The organism is Streptomyces atratus (assembly GCF_900119365.1).
Lineage (GTDB): Bacteria > Actinomycetota > Actinomycetes > Streptomycetales > Streptomycetaceae > Streptomyces > Streptomyces atratus_B.
This window is the reverse complement of record NZ_FPJO01000005.1, coordinates 38,395-57,049: the sequence shown is the minus strand read 5'-3', so window position 1 is coordinate 57,049 and position 18,655 is coordinate 38,395. Positions and strand designations below refer to the sequence as shown.

Sequence of the window (18,655 nt, the reverse complement as noted above, 5' to 3'; positions counted from 1 at the left end):
CGGCATGGCGACCGAGGTCCTCTGGTACATCATCCCGCGCGAAGGCGCCTACCCCTGGGAACCCGAAGGCCGGCGGCCGGTCGACCTCGGCTACCTCGCCCAGCTCGCCGGCACGGTCGAACGCCTCGGCTACAGCGGTGCGTTGCTCGCCACCGACCTGTACGACGTCTGGCCGCTCGGCAGCGCGCTGGCGGCCTCCACCAGCACCCGGTTCAAGCCACTGCTGGCCGTCCATCCCGGTCTGATCTCGCCCACCCTGCTCGCCAAGACGGCCCTCAGCTTCGACAGCCTCTTCGGCGGCCGGCTCCGCTTCAACGTCGTCAACGGCTCGACGAAGTCCCTCCAGGAGTACGGGCTCCACGTGGAGCACGACGAGCGGTACGAACTGAGCGCCGAGTACTGGTCGATCGTGAAACGGCTCACCGCCGGTGAGGTCTTCGACCACAAGGGCCGCTTCTACGACCTGAAGAACGCGGGCGCGTCCTTCAGGGAGCTGAAGCCGGTCCAGGAGTCGCACATCCCGCTCTGGTTCGGCGGCTCGTCCGACCCCGGCATCGAGATGGCGGCCGAGCACGTGGACGTCTACCTCACCTGGGGCGAACCCCCGCACCTGCTCAAGGAGAAGCTGGACAGGGTCAGGGCCCGGGCCGCCGCGTACGGCCGCACGCTCAGGATCGGGCTCCGCCTCCACCTCATCGTCCGCGAGACCGAGGACGAGGCATGGGCGGCGGCCGACCGGCTCCTCGACGTGACGAGCGACGCGACGTACGCCCGGCAGCTCGGCGACCGGGCGGGGGAGGACGGCGTGGGCTGGCAGCGCCAGTTCCGCCAGCACGGCGGCAGGGTCCCCGCGCACGCCCGCGAGCTGGAGGAGCACCCCAACATGTGGCCGGGCATGAGCCTGTTCCGCCCGGGGCCGGGCACGGCGGTCGTCGGCTCCACGGACCAGGTCGTCGAGCGCCTCGGGGAGTTCCAGGACCTGGGCGTCGACACCTTCATCCTCTCCGGCAGCCCGCTGCTGGAGGAGGCCTACCGGGTGGCGGAGACCGTGCTTCCCGCACTGGGCATCAAGCGCTGACCGGCCGGTGCCCCGGGCGCGGGCTGCGGACGGCGGTGCCCGGTGCGAGACTCGGAACGTCGGGAAGGCTCCCGCAGCCCGCAGCCGGGCATCGTCGAAGGAGCAGGCCATGCCCACCACCCGTTACGCCGACGGAGCGCCCTGCTGGACCGATCTGGGCACCCCCGATCTCGACGGTGCCGTCGAGTTCTACACCGGCCTCTTCGGCTGGGAGTACGTGGCCGGAGGCCCGGAGACCGGTGGGTACGGCACCTTCACGCTGGACGGGAAGACGGCCGGCGGGGCGATGACGGTCACCGAGGAGCAGGGGGAGCCGTCCTGGTCGGTCTATTTCCGGTCGCCGGACGCCGATGCCACGGCGCAGGCGGTCGAGCGGGCCGGCGGCACCGTGCCGTTCCCCCCGATGGACGTCCTGGACCTCGGCAGGATGGCCGGATTCAAGGACCGGGCCGGGGCCTTCTTCGGCATCTGGCAGCCGGGGAAGAACCCGGGCCTGGGGGCGGTGGGTGTCCCGGGCAGCCTGTGCTGGGCCGAGCTGTACACCCCGGACGTGCCCGCGGCCGCCGCGTTCTACGACGCGGTCTTCGGATGGGAGACCGCCCTGACGCCGTTCCCCGGCGGCGGCGGGTCCTACACGGTGATCCGGACCGGGGGCGGCGGCGAGGAGGCGGGCTTCGGCGGCCTCGTACCGCTCAACGCGGTGGCGACCCGGGCGGTGGCCGGATCGCACTGGCTGCCGTACTTCGAGGTCGAGGACTGCGACGCGGCGGTGGCGCAGGTGGAGCGGCTGGGTGGCAAGCTGAGCCTGGAACCGATGGAGATGGAAGATGTGGGAAAGTTCGCGCATGCCGCCGATCCGGACGGGGCAGAATTCGCCCTGATCACGAGCGCGACGGCGTCGCAGACCTGACCGGAACTCATCGGCGCGCCGTATTGATGAGGCGTTGATCAGTCGTTTATCGCGACCGGGCACGGTGGACACATGCTGATCAACACCGCGGACGACCCCGCACTCGCCTGGCAGGAGACCGCGCTGTGCGCCCAGGCGGGGCCCGAGTTCTTTTTCCCCGCCCCCGGCAGTTCGACCCGTGAGGCCAAGCAGCTCTGCAACGCCTGCGAAGGGCGCGTGGCCTGCCTGGAGTACGCCCTCGCCAACGACGAGCGCTTCGGTGTATGGGGCGGGCTCTCCGAGAAGGAGCGGGAACGGCTGCGCAGGACCGGCCGCGGCTGAGCCCCCTGAGCCGGTCTGGGACGATGTCCGCATGAATGATCACGACCGGGACAGCTTGCTCGCGGCGGCCGTGCGGCTGCGCACCGATGGCCACCGGGAGGAGGCCCGGCAGCGGCTGCTCTCCCTCGCCGCCGACTTCCCCGCGGACGCGGAGATCGCCTATCAGACCGCCTGGGCGCACGATGTGCTCGGTCTTGAGGCCGAGGCGGTGCCGTTCTACGAACGCTGCCTGGCCGGGGCCGGGCTGTCGGAGGAGGACCGCAGGGGCGCGCTGCTCGGCCTCGGGAGCACGTACCGGGTGCTCGGGCAGTACGACAAGGCCGTCGAGGTGCTGCGCGAGGGGACCGGGCGGTTCCCGGACGACGGGGCGCTGCGGACGTTTCTCGCCATGGCCCTGTTCAACACCGGTGAGCACCACGAAGCCATGCGGTTGCTGCTGGAGCTGCTCGCGGCCGGCAGCACGGACCCGTATGTGCGCCGGTACCGGGCGGCGATCGAGCACTATGCGCGGGATCTGAACGAAACGCTGTGAGAGCGGCGCGGGCGTCGGTCCGCCGGTGCCGCCGGACGGGGCGTACTGCAGTGCCCGTCCGGCGGGGCGGCGGCCTTCGGGGGCGTCAGGCGCCGGCGCGCGCGGCCATCCGGGCCTTGCGGGCGGCGAGCTTCTCGTCGAACTTCGCCGCCTCGTTGTCCAGGCCGCCCATGTACAGACCCAGCTCCTCCTGCGCCTTCAGGCCGTCGGGGCCCAGGCCGTCGATGGAGAGGACCTTGAGGTAGCGCAGTACGGGCTGGATCACGTCGTCGTGGTGGATGCGCATGTTGTAGATCTCGCCGATCGCCATCTGCGCGGCGGCCCGCTCGAAGCCCGGCATGCCGTGACCGGGCATCCGGAAGTTGACGACGACGTCGCGCACGGCCTGCATCGTCAGGTCCGGGGCCAGCTCGAAGGCCGCACCGAGGAGGTTGCGGTAGAAGACCATGTGCAGGTTCTCGTCGGTGGCGATCCGCGCCAGCATGCGGTCGCAGACCGGGTCGCCCGACTCGTGGCCGGTGTTGCGGTGCGAGACACGGGTGGCCAGCTCCTGGAAGGCGACGTACGCCACGGAGTGCAGCATCGAGTGCCGGTTGTCCGACTCGAAGCCCTCCGCCATGTGTGCCATCCGGAACTGCTCCAGCTTGTCCGGGTCGACCGCCCGTGAGGTGAGCAGGTAGTCACGCATCACGATGCCGTGCCGGCCCTCCTCCGCGGTCCAGCGGTGCACCCATGTGCCCCAGGCGCCGTCGCGGCCGAAGAGGGAAGCGATCTCGTGGTGGTAGCTGGGGAGGTTGTCCTCGGTCAGCAGGTTCACCACCAGCGCGATCTTGCCGATGTCGGTGACCTTGGACTGGTCGGCCTGCCAGGCCTCACCGTCCTCGAAGACGCCGGGGAAGTTCCGCCCGTCGGAGAACGGGACGTACTCGTGGGGCATCCAGTCCTTGGCGACCTTGAGATGGCGGTTGAGCTCCTTCTCCACCACCTCTTCCAGGGCGTACAGCAGCTGGGCGTCGGTCCACGCCTTGGGGCTGCCGAGGTGGGGAGCGGTGATCGTCACGGGGAACTCCTGGGGACGGGAGAATTACCTACGGATACGTAGGTTACGAGACCGTAGGTTAAAGCGGAGGTAAGCCCACCGCCAAGCCCGCTCTTCCAATGCCCTGTTATGTGACGTTACGTACGCATGCCGGGGTCGGTCGGCCCCCGGTCGCGGGTGCTCTGAGCTGTCGGCGTACTCGGAGCCGACGCTTGCGGGGGCGCGGGTACGGTCGGGCGCGCGGTCAGAGCAGGTGGTCCGCCGCGCCGGACTTCACCGCGGAGATCAGCGCCCGCAGCGCCTCCACGGAGTCGCTGACATAGGTGGTGGCGTCCGTGGTGGAGCCGATGCAGGCCCTGCCCTGGTCGTCGACCCCGAAGCGGAAGCAGTTGGCGCCCTCGCTGCGGAAGGCCTCGTCCCAGCAGATGTCGGTCATGGTCACTCTCCTCAGAGGTCATGGGCTATGGATCGGATGAAGTCGCGCGATTCCCCCACGGGCAGTGCGAGCATGCGCAGACGCTCCAACAGGCCGCGGTAGCGGCGCAGTTGCATGTCGGAGTCCAGCAGCATCGAACCGTGCGAGGAATCGAGCTGTACGGTGTCGAGCTGCGGCACCGCGGCGCCCGCATAGGTGAACGACTGTCCGGCGCCCGGGAAACCGCCGGCCGCGAACGGGATGACCCGGACCGTGATCCGGTCCCGCTCGGACTGCTCGACGATGTGGTCCAGCTGGGCCCGCGCCACCTTCGGACCGCCGAACTGCATGCACAGCGCCGCCTCGTGGATCACCGACTCGTACATCGGTGGGAGGTCCCGCTTCAGCACCTCCTGGCGGCGCAGCCGCAGTGAGAGCCGGGCCATCAGGTCGGGTCCGGGGAGTTGGGGATCGGCGTTGTCGAAGACCGCCCGCGCGTGCTCCTCGGTCTGGAGCAGGCCGGGGATGTGCGTGGTGGTGGAGGTGGCCAGCTCCACTGCGTGGTACTCGAGTTCGGCGATGTCGAGCAGTGCGGGCAGCAGCAGTCCGCGATGCTCCTCCCACCAGCCCCTGGCGCGCTCCTGAGTCATCGTGGCGAGCAGGTCGACCAGCCCGGTGTCCGGGCATCACCCTCTACGACCAGCACCCGTCCCACGGCTCGGCCGTGAAGTCCGAGAAGTGCCGGGAGCGGCGCAGCGACAGCATGTGGCTGCTTGCCGCCGCGGTCGACGCGCACGGCGGGGACTGGGGGCTTGCACCCGCACTGACTCCCTCCGGCGGCTGCAAGGCCCGGGCCTTACTCCACAGGTGATCCCGGCACCGGCCGGTCACCCGGGGCCCTGGTCGTCCCCTCGGCGGAGTCGGCCCGTCGGAGGCGAGGTCAGCAGGGACCGCCGAGCAGCTCGGCCAGAGCGCGGTCGAGATCCAGGAACCGGTGCTCGTCGCCGACCGGCACCATTTCCTGTGCCCGCCCCAGAAAACGGCGCAACTCCGCCGTGCGGACGTGCACCATCGCGATTCCCTCGGCGGCGTGGAACTCCAGGACCGTGCGGTCGTAGCCGAACGGCCTGACGCGTACGTCCCCGACGCCGGCCGCCCCGTCCATCCCCGCCGCCAGCAGCTCGCGGGAGAACTCCCAGGCGACCTCGGTGCCTTCCAGGGTCGCCGGGGCGGGGAACGCCATGCGGACGGTGAACGGATCCTTCGGGTCGTACTGCAGGGTGGCGGGAAGGGTCTCCATCCGCGGCGCGGATGCGACCATGCGGGCCTGCACGGACTGCTGGATGACGGTGGACAAGACCTGCTCCCTTTCTCGGCCAGATGAACGGTTCCCGGCACTGATAAAGACGACCGAAGTCCCTCATCCGTGCACCGAAGGGTGGCGTGAGCTGTGTCACCGCCCCCTCGCGCGCGGCCACTTCCCGGCAGCGCGCCCTGGACTGGGCACAGCTCGTGGGCTAGCTTCCAGCGCCATGAGAGTCAAGGGGAAGACGAGACGACTGATGTCATGGGGACTCTGTGCCGCGGCGCTGACCGCGACACTGGCCACACCGGCGGCCGCGGCCACTCCGTGGGACCGGCACCGACCCGGTGAGCGCCCGGTCTGGACGCTCACCGACACCGGAACCGACGCACGCTTCCGCGGACTTGCCGCCGTCGACCGTCGCACCGCCTGGGCCGCGGGTTCCAAGGGAACGGTGCTGCGCACCACCGACGGCGGCCGGCACTGGCGCGACGTGTCACCGCCCGGTGCGGCGCAGGAGGCGCTGGAGTTCCGCGACATCGAGGCCTTCGACGCCCGGCGCGCGGTGGCGCTGGCCATCGGGGAGGGCGAGGCCTCCCGGGTGTTCCGCACGGACGACGGGGGAGAGACCTGGAAGGAGTCCTTCCGCAACACCGACGCGCGCGCCTTCTACGACTGCCTCACCTTCTTCGACAGCAGGCACGGACTGGCGATGAGCGACCCCGTGGACGGGAAGTACCGCATCCTGTCCACCGCGGACGGCGGCCGGAGCTGGCGGGTGCTGCCCACCGAGGGCATGCCGCGGGCGCAGGACGGTGAGGCCGGATTCGCCGCCAGTGGCCAGTGCCTGGTCTCGTCGGGCCCCCGGGACGTCTGGCTGGCGACCGGCGGCGCCGCCACCGCACGGGTGCTGCACTCCGCCGACCGCGGGCTGACCTGGACCGCGGCCGAATCGACGATCCCGGCCGGCGACCCGGCCCGCGGCGTCTTCGGCCTGGCCTTCCGTGACCGCCACCACGGCATAGCGGTCGGCGGCGACTACCGGGCCGGCGAGCCGTCGCCGGACGCCGCGGCCGTGACGGGCGACGGCGGCCGCTCCTGGCGGCAGGCCACCACCCCGCCGGCCGCCTACCGCTCGGGCGTCGCGTGGCTGCCGCACAGCAGGTCCGGCGCGCTGGCGGTCGGCCCGACCGGCACCGACCTCACGACGGACGGCGGCCGCACCTGGCGCACGGTCGACACCGGCTCGTACGACACCGTCGACTGCACACCGGACGGCGGCTGCTGGGCCGCGGGCGAGCAGGGACGAGTGGCGCGCGCGGGGCTCTGAGCCCGTTCCGCGTCCCTTTCGCATGCCCCCGGAGCGGGTTCCGCTCCGGGGGAGGCGCTCCGCTATCCGGGCAACTGCTCGCGGTACGGGGCGAGTTCGTCCGCGGTCTTCGTCGCGATGAACTCCGTGATCCGGTACGCGCACACGCCCTGCGCCGTGAACGGGTCCTCCGCGACGATCTTCTCGATCCGCTCGCGGTCGTCCCCGACGGCCAGGATCACCCCGCCGTCGCGCGGATTCTTGCGGCCCGACGCGATGAACACCCCGGCCGCGTACTGCGTGTCCAGCCAGGCGACATGGTCCTGGAGCAGCGCGTCGACGCGCTCGACAGGTGCGGTGTAGGTCAGCTCGAGTACAAACATGATCGCCAGGCTACGGGACGGGCCCCCGCGGACGACCTGCCCCGTCCCGCGGCCCGGCCGTCCGCCGTGGGCGCCGCCCTTAGACTCGACTGCACCATGACAAACCTTGCAATGCCCGCCGACGAGGCCGAAGCCCGAGCCGTCCAGGACGCCCTGCGCGCCCGCGTGGTGCTCGACGAAGCCGGTCCGCCGCCCGGCACCGGCCGGGTCACGGGGGTCGACGTCGCCTACGACGACGAGCGCGATGTCGTCGTCGCGGCGGCGGTCGTCCTCGACGGGGCGACCTTCGACGTGGTCGCCGAGACCACCGCCGTCGGCCGGGTCACCTTCCCGTACGTCCCCGGTCTCCTCGCCTTCCGGGAGATCCCGACCGTGCTGGCCGCGCTCGAATCCCTTCCGGTCGACCCCGGACTCGTGATCTGTGACGGATACGGCCGGGCACACCCGCGCCGCTTCGGGCTCGCCAGCCACCTCGGGGTGCTCACCGGTCTCCCGGTGATCGGCGTCGCCAAGAACCCGTTCACCTTCTCGTACGAGCAGCCGGGCCCGCACCGGGGCGACCGGTCGCCGCTGCTCGACGGCGAGGAGGAAGTGGGCCGGGCGCTGCGCACCCAGGACGGCGTCAAACCCGTCTTCGTCTCCGTCGGACACCGGACGAGCCTGGACAACGCCTGCGCCCACACCCTGCTGCTGGCCCGTGACTTCCGTCAGCCGGAGACCACCCGCAGGGCCGACTCGCTCTGCCGGAAGGCCCTGCGGGAGGCGACCGCCTGAGTATGCGTACGGATTCCGTTTGCCGATCATGACCGGCAAGCTGGTACGCATGAACGAACATCGAACGTCCACACGACCCGGTACCGTCTATCTCGCTCAGCGCCGGGTCGCGGTCGGGATGACACTCGGCATGATCGCGGGAGCGGTCTGGGCCGTCTCGATGATCTGCACGCTGGTGTCCTGGGCGCTCTGAGCCCCGCGGCTATTTGTGCAGGTCCGGCCCCTGGGCGTTGAGCAGGGCGCGCCAGGTGACCTCGTCCCCGACGCCCGTCACGGGCAGGTTCCGGGACTCCTGGAACTCCTTCAGGGACCGCATGGTCGCGAGGGTGTACGTACCGGTGCTGTCGGTCGGCACCCCGGCGTGGTGCAGCAGGTACTGCACCGCCGTGACGGCGTCGGGCTTCGTCGTGCGCGAGTCGACCGTGACGATCAGCAACGGCCAGGTGTCCTTTCCGACCTTGCCGTCCGGGGTCAGGCCATGAGCGGCCTGGAACTCCTTGACGGCCTGGGCCGTGGCCGGACCGTAGTCGGCGTCGACCTTCACGTCGAAGCCGTTCGCGCGCAGCAGCAGCTGCACCGTACGCGCCTTCCAGAGCACATTGCCCTTGCGGGCCAGTGGCCAGTCCGTGCCTTCCGACGGACGGTCCGACACGTGCGCCGTGGCCTTGGCGTCGCTCTGTCCGCCGGCCGGCACCAGCCACCACACGGAACAGCCGAGCGCGAGCAGGAGAAGCGACGCGACGGCGAGGGACGGGAACCTGATGGGGGAGCGGCCCCACCAGTGGGCGGCCGCTTCGCGATTGCCGGCCGGCCCGGCGGGTGCGGGCGCCGGGCCGGGCGCCGCCGTGGCCGCCGGGCGTTTCCCGGCCGCCTGCGCCAGGGCGAGCGCCGGGTCCAGGTCACCGGCCGGGGCCCGCAGCACCGAGTGCAGCTGCTCGACGATCCGGCACGGGGCGTTGGAGGCGTGAGCGGGATTCAGATAGCGCGACAGGGTGGTCTGGTCGATCCCCAGCCGCTTGGCGAGGGACTGCTGAGTGGGTTTCTCGCGGCCGTCGCGCGCCGACGACTCCCACCAGTTCCGCAGTAACCCGGCGAGTGCCCGCCCCGGCTGTTCCTCGTGACCCGCCACAGTGTTGTCCGTCATTGTTCTTCCCCGACTCTCTGTGTGCATAGCCGCAGGTCAGAGCCGTGCATCGGGAGCATGCCCGGGTGCGTCGACCTGTGGGACGCAGAGCGTAGTGAAAGCGCCGATCCGTGCCGCGCCGCCGAGGAGCCCGCGAAGCGTGCCACGGCCCGCTCCCCCGGGGAACGAGGAGACAGGGGCCCGCGTCGGACATCACCCGAACGAGTGGGTGCCGCCCCGGGCCTCGGCTCAGCGGGCGGAGGCGACCCGGAAGCGCACACCGGCCGAGCGCAGCCGCTCCAGCAGCGCGTCACCCATCGCGGCGGCCGTGGTGACCTGCCCCGATGTCGGCGGGAGCTCGTCCAGGGCGAGACAGAGCGCGGACTGGGCGAGCATCTTCGCCGTCTCGTCGTAGCCGGGATCCCCGCCCGAGACCTCGGTGAAGACCCGGTGCCCGCCGCCCGTACCGACGAAGCGCACGGTGAACCAGCTGCGCCGCCGACGCTCCGCGTCCGGCCCCCTGCCCGGCTCGTACCGGTCCATCAGCCAGGACCGGGCCGCCGGAATCTGTGCGGCGCCCAGGAGCGCGCCGGCCGCGGCCGTGCCGCCGAGGGCCACCGGCAGATGCCGCACCGAGGCGAAGTGGCGGTAGCGGAAGTCGGGGCCGTAGCGGTCGAGTGCCCGCGCCGAGCGCTGGACGACCTGCGGGTCCAGCGTCGGCAGCGGGAGCGCCCAGGTGCCGGTCTCCGTGCTGAAGTGCGGGGCGCCGAGCGGGGCACGGGCCCGGCGGGCGACCAGCCGCGGTTCGTGCAGTCGGCGTTCCCGAGCGGCGCGCAGCAGCCGCGGGCCGCGGCCCATCGCGGTGAGCACCGAGGCGAACGTACCGCCGGAGAAGACGGCGCTGCTGCGCACGAAGCCGTCGACGGTCAGCGGCACGCCCTGCGGCAGCTGCTGGACGGTGAAGTACACCCCGAGGTCGTGCGGTACGGAGTCGAAACCGCAGGCGTGCACGATCCGGGCGCCCCTCTCGCGGGCCCGCACGTCGTGCTCCAGATACATCCGGTCCACGAACTCGGCCTCACCGGTGAGGTCCGTGTAGTCCGTCCCCGCCTGGGCGCAGGCCGCGACCAGCTTCTCGCCGTACCAGACATAGGGGCCCACCGTGGTGGCCACCACATGGGCGGATTCGGCGAGTTCGCGCAGCGAGTGCTCGTCGTCGGCGTCGGCGTGCAGCAGCGGGAGGTCCGCGCAGAGCGGCTCGACCGCGGCGAGACGCTCGCGCAGGCGTTCCAGCTTGGCCCGGTTCCGTCCGGCCAGGGCCCAGCGGCAGCCGGAGGGTGCGTGGGCGGCCAGATACTCGGCGGTGAGAGCGCCCACGAAACCGGTGGCGCCGAAGAGAACCACGTCATAGGGGCGTTGTGCCCCGTTCTGCCTGTTCATGAGTGCCTCCCCGGGGGGCCGGTGCCGATGTGGCAGGCAGAGGCTAGCGGAGGGGTTCGTGGCGGTGCGCGGCAGGGCGGCCCCGGTGGGGGAGGATCCCGGAGGAAGAACTAAGCGCTTGCTCGGCCTAAGGGGTTGTGCGGAGCGCGGTGCGTTCTTAGCATCATCGATGTTACATCAGTTGTGTCATACCGCTGGGGGCTTGATGGCAACGACAGAGCACGGCCCGCTGGCAGGGGTGCGGGTGGTCGAACTGGCCGGCATCGGACCCGGTCCGTTCGCCGCGATGCTCCTTGCCGACCTCGGCGCCGATGTCGTCAGGGTCGACCGGCCCGGCGGCGCGGGGCTGGGCATCGACCCCGCGTACGACCTCACCAACCGCAACAAGCGCTCCGTGCTCGTCGACCTCAAGGCCGAGGGCGGAGCCGCCAGGGTGCTCGATCTGGTCGAGCGCGCCGACATCCTGATCGAGGGCTACCGGCCGGGCGTCGCCGAACGCCTCGGCGTCGGGCCCGACGCCGCGCTGGCCCGCAATCCGCGGCTCGTGTACGGGCGGATGACCGGCTGGGGCCAGGACGGACCGCTGGCCGAGCGGGCCGGTCACGACATCGCCTACATCGCGCTCACCGGCACCCTCTCCGTGATCGGCAAGCCCGGCGAGCCGCCCACCGTCCCGGCCAATCTCATCGGGGACTACGCGGGCGGCTCGCTCTATCTCGTCGTCGGTGTGCTCGCCGCCCTCCAGCACGCCCGCACCCCCGGCGGCCGGGGCCAGGTCGTGGACGCGGCGATCGTCGACGGCGCAGCCCATCTCGCCATGATGATCCACGGAATGCTGGCGGCCGGCGGCTGGCAGGACCGGCGCGGCTCCAACCTCCTGGACGGCGGCTGCCCGTTCTACGGCACGTACGAGACCTCCGACGGCCAGTACATGGCGGTCGGGCCGCTGGAGCAGCGGTTCTACGAGGAGTTCCGCAGGCTCCTCGGGATCGGGGACGAGGCCCCGGACCGGGGCGACATCGGCCGGTGGGAGGAGCTGCGCACCGTCGTCGCCGACCGGTTCCGGACCCGTACGCGTGCCGAGTGGACCGAGGTGTTCGAAGGGTCGGACGCCTGTGTCGCCCCCGTACTCTCGCTCCGCGAGGCGCCCCACCACCCCCACATCGCCGCCCGCTCCACCTTCGTCGAGCACGACGGGCTCACCCAGCCCGCGCCCGCACCCCGCTTCTCCGCGACCCCCGTCTCCGTGCGCGGCGGGCCCGCGCGGCCCGGCGCGGACACCGAGGCCGTCGCCGCCGACTGGGACGTACCCGGCATCGCCAGGCCGTGATCCCCGCCGGGCCCCCACCGGCCCGGCCCCTTCCCCCGTCAAGAACCGGCCCCAGGAGGACCCCAGTGCAGCGGCAGATCTTCACCGACGAGCACGACGCGTTCCGCGAGACCGTGCGCACCTTCCTCACCAAGGAGGTCCTCCCGCACTACGAGCAGTGGGAGAAGGACGGGATCGTCTCGCGCGAGGCCTGGCTCGCGGCCGGCCGGCAGGGGCTTCTGGGCTTCGCCGTACCCGAGGAGTACGGGGGCGGCGGCAACACCGACTTCCGGTACAGCGCCGTACTCGCCGAGGAGTTCACCCGGGCCGGTGCGCCCGGCCTCGCGCTCGGGCTGCACAACGACATCATCGGCCCCTACCTCACCGGCCTCGGCACCGACGAGCAGAAGCGGCGCTGGCTGCCCGGCTTCTGCAGCGGCGAGACCATCACCGCCATCGCCATGACCGAACCCGGCGCCGGCTCCGACCTCCAGGGCATCCGTACCGCCGCCGAGGACAAGGGCGACCACTGGCTGCTCAACGGGTCCAAGACCTTCATCTCCAACGGCATCCTCGCCGACCTGGTGGTCGTCGTGGCGAAGACCACCCCCGAGGGCGGCGCCAAGGGGCTCTCGCTGATCGTCGTCGAACGGGGCGCGGAGGGCTTCGAACGGGGCCGCAACCTCGACAAGATCGGCCAGAAGTCCCAGGACACCGCCGAGCTGTTCTTCAACGACGTCCGCGTCCCCAAGGAGAACCTGCTCGGCGAGCGGGACGGCGCCTTCATCCACCTGATGACCAATCTCGCGCAGGAACGGATGGGCATAGCGGTCGCCGGGATCGCCGCGGCCGAACACCTGCTGGAGATCACCACGCGGTACGTCAAGGAGCGCGAGGCCTTCGGACGCCCGCTCTCCAAGCTCCAGCACATCAGGTTCGAGATCGCCGAGATGGCCACCGAGTGTGCCGTCACCCGCACCTTCATCGACCGCTGCATCGTCGACCACTCCGACGGGACCCTCGACGCCGTGCACGCCTCGATGGCCAAGTGGTGGGCCACCGAACTGCAGAAGCGCGTCGCCGACCGCTGCCTCCAACTCCACGGCGGATACGGCTACATGGCGGAGTATCCGGTCGCCAAGGCATTCACCGACGGCCGCATCCAGACCATCTACGGCGGCACGACCGAGATCATGAAGGAGATCATCGGCCGCTCGCTGCTCGCCTGACCCTGTCGCACAACCACCCCCGAAAGGCTGCTGTCTTGAGTACCGAAGCGTTTGTCTACGAGGCGATCCGCACCCCGCGCGGCCGCGGCAAGGCCAATGGCGCCCTGCACGGCACCAAGCCGATCGACCTCGTCGTCGGCCTCATCCACGAGCTGCGCAGCCGCTTCCCCGGCCTCGACCCGGCGGCCATCGACGACATCGTCCTCGGCGTGGTCAGCCCGCTCGGCGACCAGGGCTCCGACATCGCCCGGATCGCCGCCATCGCGGCCGGCCTCCCGGACACCGTCGCCGGCGTCCAGGAGAACCGCTTCTGTGCCTCGGGTCTGGAGGCCGTCAACCTGGCCGCCGCCAAGGTCCGTTCGGGCTGGGAGGACCTGGTGCTCGCGGGCGGCGTCGAGTCGATGTCCCGGGTCCCGATGGGCTCGGACGGCGGTGCCTGGGCGATGGACCCGATGACCAACTTCGAGACCGGCTTCGCCCCGCAGGGCGTCGGCGCCGACCTCATCGCCACCATCGAGGGCTTCTCCCGCCGCGACGTCGACGAGTTCGCCGCCCTCTCCCAGGAACGCGCCGCCGAAGCGTGGAAGGAAGGCCGCTTCGCGCGTTCCGTCGTCCCCGTCAAGGACCGCAACGGCCTCGTCGTGCTCGACCGCGACGAGCACATGCGGCCCGGCACCACCGCCGACTCGCTCGCCGCGCTCAAGCCCTCCTTCGCCGCGATCGGCGAGATGGGCGGCTTCGACGCGGTGGCGCTGCAGAAGTACCACTGGGTCGAGAAGATCGACCACGTCCACCACGCGGGCAACTCCTCCGGCATCGTCGACGGCGCCGCGCTCGTCGCGATCGGCAACAACGAGGTCGGCGAGCGCTACGGGCTCACGCCGCGCGCCCGGATCGTCTCCGCCGCCGTCTCCGGCTCCGAGCCGACCATCATGCTGACCGGCCCCGCGCCCGCCACCCGCAAGGCTCTTGCCAAGGCCGGGCTGACCATCGACGACATCGACCTCGTCGAGATCAACGAGGCGTTCGCCGGAGTCGTGCTCCGCTTCGCCCGGGACATGGACCTCCCGCTCGACAAGATCAACGTCAACGGCGGCGCCATCGCCCTCGGCCACCCGCTCGGTGCCACCGGCGCGATGATTCTCGGCACCCTCATCGACGAACTGGAGCGCCGCGACCAGCGGTACGGCCTCGCCACCCTCTGCGTCGGCGGCGGCATGGGCATCGCCACCGTCATCGAGCGTCTCTGACCGTCCCCGGCCACCCCTGCTTACGGAGAAGAAGAGCACATGACCGAGAGCACGACCATCCGCTGGGAACAGGACGAGACCGGCGTCGTCACCCTTGTACTCGACGATCCCGACCAGTCCGCCAACACGATGAACCAGGCCTTCAAGGACTCCATCGCGGCCGTCGCCGACCGCGCCGAGGCCGAGAAGGACTCCATCCGCGGCATCATCTACACCTCCGCCAAGAAGACCTTCTTCGCGGGCGGCGACCTCAAGGACATGATCAAGGTCGGTCCCGAGAACGCCCAGCAGGCCTTCGACACCGGCACCGCCATCAAGAACTCGCTGCGCCGCATCGAGACCCTCGGCAAGCCCGTCGTCGCCGCCATCAACGGCGCCGCGCTCGGCGGCGGTTACGAGATCGCGCTCGCCTCGCACCACCGCGTCGCCCTCGACGCCCCCGGCTCCCGGATCGGCCTGCCCGAGGTCACCCTCGGCCTGCTGCCCGCCGGCGGCGGCGTCACCCGCACCGTACGCCTCATGGGAATTGCCGACGCGCTGCTGAAGGTCCTCCTCCAGGGCACCCAGTACACCCCGCGGCGCGCCCTGGAGAACGGCCTGGTCCACGAGGTCGCCGCCACCCGGGAGGAGATGCTCGAAAAGGCCCGCGCCTTCATCGACGCCAACCCCGAGTCCCAGCAGCCCTGGGACGTCAAGGGGTACAGGATCCCCGGCGGCACCCCGTCCAACCCGAAGTTCGCCGCCAACCTGCCGGCGTTCCCGTCCAACCTGAAGAAGCAGCTCGCGGGCGCCCCGATGCCCGCGCCCCGCAACATCCTCGCAGCCGCCGTCGAGGGCTCCCAGGTCGACTTCGAGACCGCGCTGACCATCGAGGCCCGCTACTTCACCGAGCTGGTCACCGGCCAGGTCGCGAAGAACATGATCCAGGCGTTCTTCTTCGACCTCCAGGCCGTCAACTCCGGTGCCAGCCGCCCCAAGGGCATCGAGGAGCGCCAGGTCAACAAGGTCGCCGTGCTCGGCGCCGGGATGATGGGCGCGGGCATCGCGTACTCCTGTGCGCGGGCCGGTATCGAGGTCGTGCTCAAGGACGTCTCCACCGAGGCCGCGGCCAAGGGCAAGGAGTACAGCGAGAAACTCCTCGACAAGGCGCTCTCCCGGGGCCGCACCACCGAGGCCGAGCGCGACGAACTGCTGGCCCGGATCACCGCGACCGGCGACCCGGCCGATCTCGCGGGCTGCGACGCCGTCATCGAGGCCGTCTTCGAGGACACCGCGCTCAAGCACAAGGTGTTCCAGGAGATCCAGGACATCATCGAGCCGGACGCGCTGCTCTGCTCCAACACCTCGACCCTGCCCATCACCGTCCTCGCCGAAGGTGTGGAGCGCCCGGCCGACTTCATCGGGCTGCACTTCTTCTCGCCCGTGGACAAGATGCCGCTGGTCGAGATCATCAAGGGCGAGCGGACCGGCGACGAGGCCCTGGCCCGTGCCTTCGACCTGGTCCGCCGGATCAAGAAGACCCCGATCGTCGTCAACGACTCGCGCGGCTTCTTCACCTCTCGCGTCATCGGCCAGTTCATCAACGAGGGCGTCGCCATGGTCGGCGAGGGCGTCGAGCCCGCGTCCGTCGAGCAGGCCGCGGCACAGTCGGGGTACCCGGCCAAGGTGCTCTCCCTGATGGACGAGCTGACGCTCACCCTGCCCCGCAAGATCCGCAACGAGACCCGCCGGGCCGTCGAGGAGACCGGCGGCACCTGGGCCGGACACCCCTCGGACGCGGTCATCGACCGGATGGTCGACGAGTTCGAACGGCCGGGACGCAGCGGCGGCGCGGGCTTCTACGAGTACGACGAGAACGGCAGGCGCACCCGCCTCTGGCCCGGACTGCGGGAGCACTTCACGAAGTCCGACTCGGACATCCCCTTCATCGACATGAAGGAGCGGATGCTGTTCTCCGAGGCTCTGGACAGTGTCCGCTGCCTGGAGGAGAACGTCCTCGTCTCGGTCGCCGACGCCAACATCGGCTCCATCATGGGCATCGGCTTCCCGCCGTGGACCGGCGGTGTGCTCCAGTACATCAACGGGTACGAGGGCGGCCTGCCCGGCTTCGTCGCCCGCGCCCGGGAGCTCGCGGAGCGGTACGGCGACCGCTTCCTGCCGCCCGCGCTGCTCGTGGAGAAGGCCGAGAAGGGCGAGACCTTCCACGACTGAGCCCCACGACTGACGCCCATCCCGCGGGCCGTGTTCACTCCGTCGTGAACGCGGCCCGCAGCTCTTCCTTCAGCGACCGCTGGAACGCGGTCACCAGCGCCTGGATCACCATCGGCTGCATATGGGCCGACAGCGACTTCATCGCCGCCACGTGCTCGGGGTCCGACTCCCGCTCCCGGTACGGACCCCACACCTCGTCCCGGAACAGCCGGGTCAGCTCCTGTGCGGCGGACCGGGAGTGCTCCAGCAGAACCGTGCGGGCGGCCAGGATCGTCTCGTGCGCGATCGGCACGCCGAGCAGCTCGATCCCGAGCCGCAGCAGCCCCGGGTCCACCCGGTAGCAGCCGTCGACCGGCTCCGCGCGCTCCAGCACCCCCATCGCGGCCAGCCGCGCGATGTCCTGCCCGGTCAGCGCCCGGCCGGCTCGCCTCTCCAGCTCCGCCCGCGTCGCGTCCTCCGCCGAGTCCGGTGCCCAGGACGCCACCAGGGCCCGGTGGATCGCCAGGTCATGCGCGCTCAGGTCCGGCGGCAGCTGCTCCAGATAGCGTTCGATGGCGGCCAGCGTCATGCCCTGGTGCTGGAGCTCCTCGATGAGCGCCAGCCGGGACAGGTGGTCGTGTCCGTAGTGCCCCACCCGGCGCGGTCCGATGACCGGGGGCGGCAGCAGCCCGCGAGTGCTGTAGAAACGCACCGTACGCACGGTCACCCCGGCGCGCGCCGCCAGCTCGTCGACGGTGAGCGTAGGTTCCTCGGCCCCGGTCGCCATATCTGCTCCTCGTGTCCGGCCCTGAGGGCGATCCGCAGCGCGCGTGATCCACCCGGTGCAACAGTATTGCTGTCTCACCATTGATGTGAAAGTGCCCGGTTGTCAGAGGCGCCGCCTACGGGACAGCCCTTAGCCTGTTGCCATGTCCGAGATCATGTACGTGCAGGGGGATGCGACGGCGCCCCACGGCAAGGGCGTCAAGCTGATCGTCCACGTCTGCAACGACCTGGGCGGCTGGGGCAAGGGATTCGTCCTGGCACTCTCGCGCCGCTGGCCCGAACCCGAAGCGTCCTACCGGCGATGGCACCGGGAGCGCGCGGACAACGACTTCGCTCTCGGCGCGGTGCAGTTCGTGCAGGTGAGCCCGTACATCTGGGTGGCGAACATGGTGGGCCAGCGAGGGATGCGTACAGGCAGCAACGGGGTCCCGGTGCGCTACGAGGCGATCGACACGGGGCTGGACGCGGTGGCCGAACGGGCCCGCGAGCTGGGGGCCTCGGTCCACATGCCGCGGATCGGCTGCGGGCTCGCGGGCGGGAAGTGGTCCCGGATCGAGCCCCTGATCGAGAAGCGGCTGACCGGCCGGGACATACCGGTGACGGTCTACGACTTCGACTAGCGGTCTGGCCTGGTCCCCGGGGGCCTCGGTCTGCGGAAATCCACCGGAGAACCTGACCCCGGCCGACGGGCGGCAGGAAGAGGGTTGGGTCCTGGTGCCGGCCAGGCATGTGCCCGCGGTGCTCAGCTTCGAGGACAACCACGAAGAGGCCGACTCCGAGATGATGCGGCGCGGGGTGACCGTGCGCAGTGTCGTCGCACGCGAATGGCTGGAGCATCCGGCGACCGCGGGCGTGCTGGCCTCCTGTGTCGCCCAGGGCCGGCACATATCCGTCACGGACCGGCTGCCGATCACCGACGCGGCCGACGCGTCGCCCGCGCAGGGGACGGGCGTACGCGTCGACGGCACCGAGGCGAAGCCGGACGTCAACAAGGAGCCGGACGGCTCGTACACGCTCGTCGACTCCACGCGCGCCATGTACCCGCAGACGGACCGACCGAGGTGAAGGTCTCCAAGACCGCCGATGTGGTCGCGGGCATCGACAACTTCACCCGTGTCTCCTGCTCCTCCGGCTCCCAGCCGGCCCCGTCGCTCGGCGACGGCCGGCGCGTCGTCTGGCTGGACACGACCGCGGCGGCCACCGATGTGGTGACCTGCGGGACGTTCGCCGGGACCTGCGAGCAGTACCCACCGCACCGAAGGCA

The 18,655-nt window shown here is 71.0% G+C and carries 21 protein-coding genes; 13 read left to right on the top strand and 8 right to left on the bottom strand.

What is annotated here, in order from left to right; all coding sequences use genetic code 11:
- Positions 1 to 4: 4 nt before the first annotated feature.
- From BT364_RS11155 to BT364_RS11140, 4 genes are all read left to right on the top strand, one after another.
- Complete coding sequence (locus BT364_RS11155; protein ID WP_072484997.1) at positions 5 to 1,078, top strand: LLM class flavin-dependent oxidoreductase; 1,074 nt, start codon at positions 5 to 7, stop codon at positions 1,076 to 1,078.
- A 109-nt stretch (positions 1,079 to 1,187) separates the two neighbouring features.
- Complete coding sequence (locus BT364_RS11150; RefSeq protein WP_072484996.1) at positions 1,188 to 1,988, top strand: VOC family protein; 801 nt, start codon at positions 1,188 to 1,190, stop codon at positions 1,986 to 1,988.
- Positions 1,989 to 2,060: 72 nt separating this feature from the next.
- Positions 2,061 to 2,309 (top strand): WhiB family transcriptional regulator, encoded by a 249-nt coding sequence (locus BT364_RS11145; RefSeq protein WP_072484995.1) that lies wholly within the window; start codon positions 2,061 to 2,063, stop codon positions 2,307 to 2,309.
- A 31-nt stretch (positions 2,310 to 2,340) separates the two neighbouring features.
- Entirely contained in the window at positions 2,341 to 2,841 is a 501-nt protein-coding gene (locus BT364_RS11140) for a tetratricopeptide repeat protein (protein ID WP_072484994.1), read from the top strand.
- Positions 2,842 to 2,926: 85 nt separating this feature from the next.
- On the opposite strand, the gene BT364_RS11135 is transcribed toward BT364_RS11140, so the two are convergent.
- The 4 genes from BT364_RS11135 to BT364_RS11115 form a co-directional block, all read right to left on the bottom strand.
- Positions 2,927 to 3,901, bottom strand: a complete 975-nt coding sequence (locus BT364_RS11135; protein WP_072484993.1) for an acyl-ACP desaturase — start codon at positions 3,899 to 3,901, stop codon at positions 2,927 to 2,929.
- Positions 3,902 to 4,124: 223 nt separating this feature from the next.
- Positions 4,125 to 4,316 (bottom strand): hypothetical protein, encoded by a 192-nt coding sequence (locus tag BT364_RS11130; protein ID WP_072484992.1) that lies wholly within the window; start codon positions 4,314 to 4,316, stop codon positions 4,125 to 4,127.
- Positions 4,317 to 4,327: 11 nt separating this feature from the next.
- Positions 4,328 to 4,945, bottom strand: coding sequence for a DUF5753 domain-containing protein (locus tag BT364_RS11125; protein WP_256259700.1), 618 nt, complete (start codon positions 4,943 to 4,945; stop codon positions 4,328 to 4,330).
- A 290-nt stretch (positions 4,946 to 5,235) separates the two neighbouring features.
- Entirely contained in the window at positions 5,236 to 5,652 is a 417-nt protein-coding gene (locus tag BT364_RS11115) for a spore wall synthesis regulator SsgD (RefSeq protein ID WP_072484990.1), read from the bottom strand.
- 175 nt (positions 5,653 to 5,827) lie between these two features.
- On the opposite strand from BT364_RS11115, the gene BT364_RS11110 reads away from it, so the two are divergent.
- The gene (locus tag BT364_RS11110) at positions 5,828 to 6,928 is read left to right on the top strand and encodes a WD40/YVTN/BNR-like repeat-containing protein (protein ID WP_177328090.1); all 1,101 of its coding nucleotides are present in this window, start codon (positions 5,828 to 5,830) and stop codon (positions 6,926 to 6,928) included.
- A 62-nt stretch (positions 6,929 to 6,990) separates the two neighbouring features.
- Here BT364_RS11110 and BT364_RS11105 read toward each other — a convergent pair whose 3' ends face one another.
- Entirely contained in the window at positions 6,991 to 7,290 is a 300-nt protein-coding gene (locus BT364_RS11105) for a YciI family protein (protein ID WP_072484988.1), read from the bottom strand.
- Positions 7,291 to 7,386: 96 nt separating this feature from the next.
- Between BT364_RS11105 and BT364_RS11100 the strand changes: the two genes are divergently transcribed.
- Positions 7,387 to 8,064, top strand: a complete 678-nt coding sequence (locus tag BT364_RS11100) for an endonuclease V (protein ID WP_072484987.1) — start codon at positions 7,387 to 7,389, stop codon at positions 8,062 to 8,064.
- Positions 8,065 to 8,113: 49 nt separating this feature from the next.
- The gene (gene mmpA / locus BT364_RS41450) at positions 8,114 to 8,257 is read left to right on the top strand and encodes a morphogenic membrane protein MmpA (protein ID WP_177328089.1); all 144 of its coding nucleotides are present in this window, start codon (positions 8,114 to 8,116) and stop codon (positions 8,255 to 8,257) included.
- 9 nt (positions 8,258 to 8,266) lie between these two features.
- On the opposite strand, the gene BT364_RS11095 is transcribed toward mmpA, so the two are convergent.
- Positions 8,267 to 9,208 (bottom strand): peptidoglycan-binding protein, encoded by a 942-nt coding sequence (locus tag BT364_RS11095; RefSeq protein WP_072484986.1) that lies wholly within the window; start codon positions 9,206 to 9,208, stop codon positions 8,267 to 8,269.
- Positions 9,209 to 9,436: 228 nt separating this feature from the next.
- Positions 9,437 to 10,627, bottom strand: a complete 1,191-nt coding sequence (locus BT364_RS11090) for a saccharopine dehydrogenase family protein (RefSeq protein WP_072484985.1) — start codon at positions 10,625 to 10,627, stop codon at positions 9,437 to 9,439.
- A 205-nt stretch (positions 10,628 to 10,832) separates the two neighbouring features.
- Between BT364_RS11090 and BT364_RS11085 the strand changes: the two genes are divergently transcribed.
- The 4 genes from BT364_RS11085 to BT364_RS11070 all read left to right on the top strand — a co-directional run bounded on the left by BT364_RS11085 (position 10,833) and on the right by BT364_RS11070 (position 16,626).
- On the top strand, positions 10,833 to 11,957 hold the full coding sequence (locus BT364_RS11085) for a CaiB/BaiF CoA transferase family protein (RefSeq protein WP_072484984.1): 1,125 nt from the start codon (positions 10,833 to 10,835) through the stop codon (positions 11,955 to 11,957).
- A 65-nt stretch (positions 11,958 to 12,022) separates the two neighbouring features.
- Positions 12,023 to 13,165: an acyl-CoA dehydrogenase family protein gene (locus tag BT364_RS11080; RefSeq protein ID WP_072484983.1), complete on the top strand. Its 1,143-nt coding sequence runs from the start codon at positions 12,023 to 12,025 to the stop codon at positions 13,163 to 13,165.
- A 35-nt stretch (positions 13,166 to 13,200) separates the two neighbouring features.
- Positions 13,201 to 14,415: an acetyl-CoA C-acetyltransferase gene (locus tag BT364_RS11075; protein WP_072484982.1), complete on the top strand. Its 1,215-nt coding sequence runs from the start codon at positions 13,201 to 13,203 to the stop codon at positions 14,413 to 14,415.
- A gap of 39 nt (positions 14,416 to 14,454) precedes the next feature.
- Positions 14,455 to 16,626 (top strand): 3-hydroxyacyl-CoA dehydrogenase NAD-binding domain-containing protein, encoded by a 2,172-nt coding sequence (locus tag BT364_RS11070; RefSeq protein ID WP_072484981.1) that lies wholly within the window; start codon positions 14,455 to 14,457, stop codon positions 16,624 to 16,626.
- A 34-nt stretch (positions 16,627 to 16,660) separates the two neighbouring features.
- Here the strand turns inward: BT364_RS11070 and BT364_RS11065 are convergent, their stop codons facing one another.
- A complete protein-coding gene (locus tag BT364_RS11065; RefSeq protein ID WP_072484980.1) occupies positions 16,661 to 17,392 on the bottom strand; it encodes a MerR family transcriptional regulator in 732 nt (243 codons plus the stop codon).
- A 142-nt stretch (positions 17,393 to 17,534) separates the two neighbouring features.
- Between BT364_RS11065 and BT364_RS11060 the strand changes: the two genes are divergently transcribed.
- Together BT364_RS11060 and BT364_RS11055 are read left to right on the top strand one after the other, a co-directional pair.
- Complete coding sequence (locus BT364_RS11060) at positions 17,535 to 18,011, top strand: macro domain-containing protein (protein ID WP_072484979.1); 477 nt, start codon at positions 17,535 to 17,537, stop codon at positions 18,009 to 18,011.
- A 94-nt stretch (positions 18,012 to 18,105) separates the two neighbouring features.
- The gene (locus BT364_RS11055) at positions 18,106 to 18,456 is read left to right on the top strand and encodes a hypothetical protein (RefSeq protein WP_143166473.1); all 351 of its coding nucleotides are present in this window, start codon (positions 18,106 to 18,108) and stop codon (positions 18,454 to 18,456) included.
- Positions 18,457 to 18,655 lie beyond the last annotated feature (199 nt).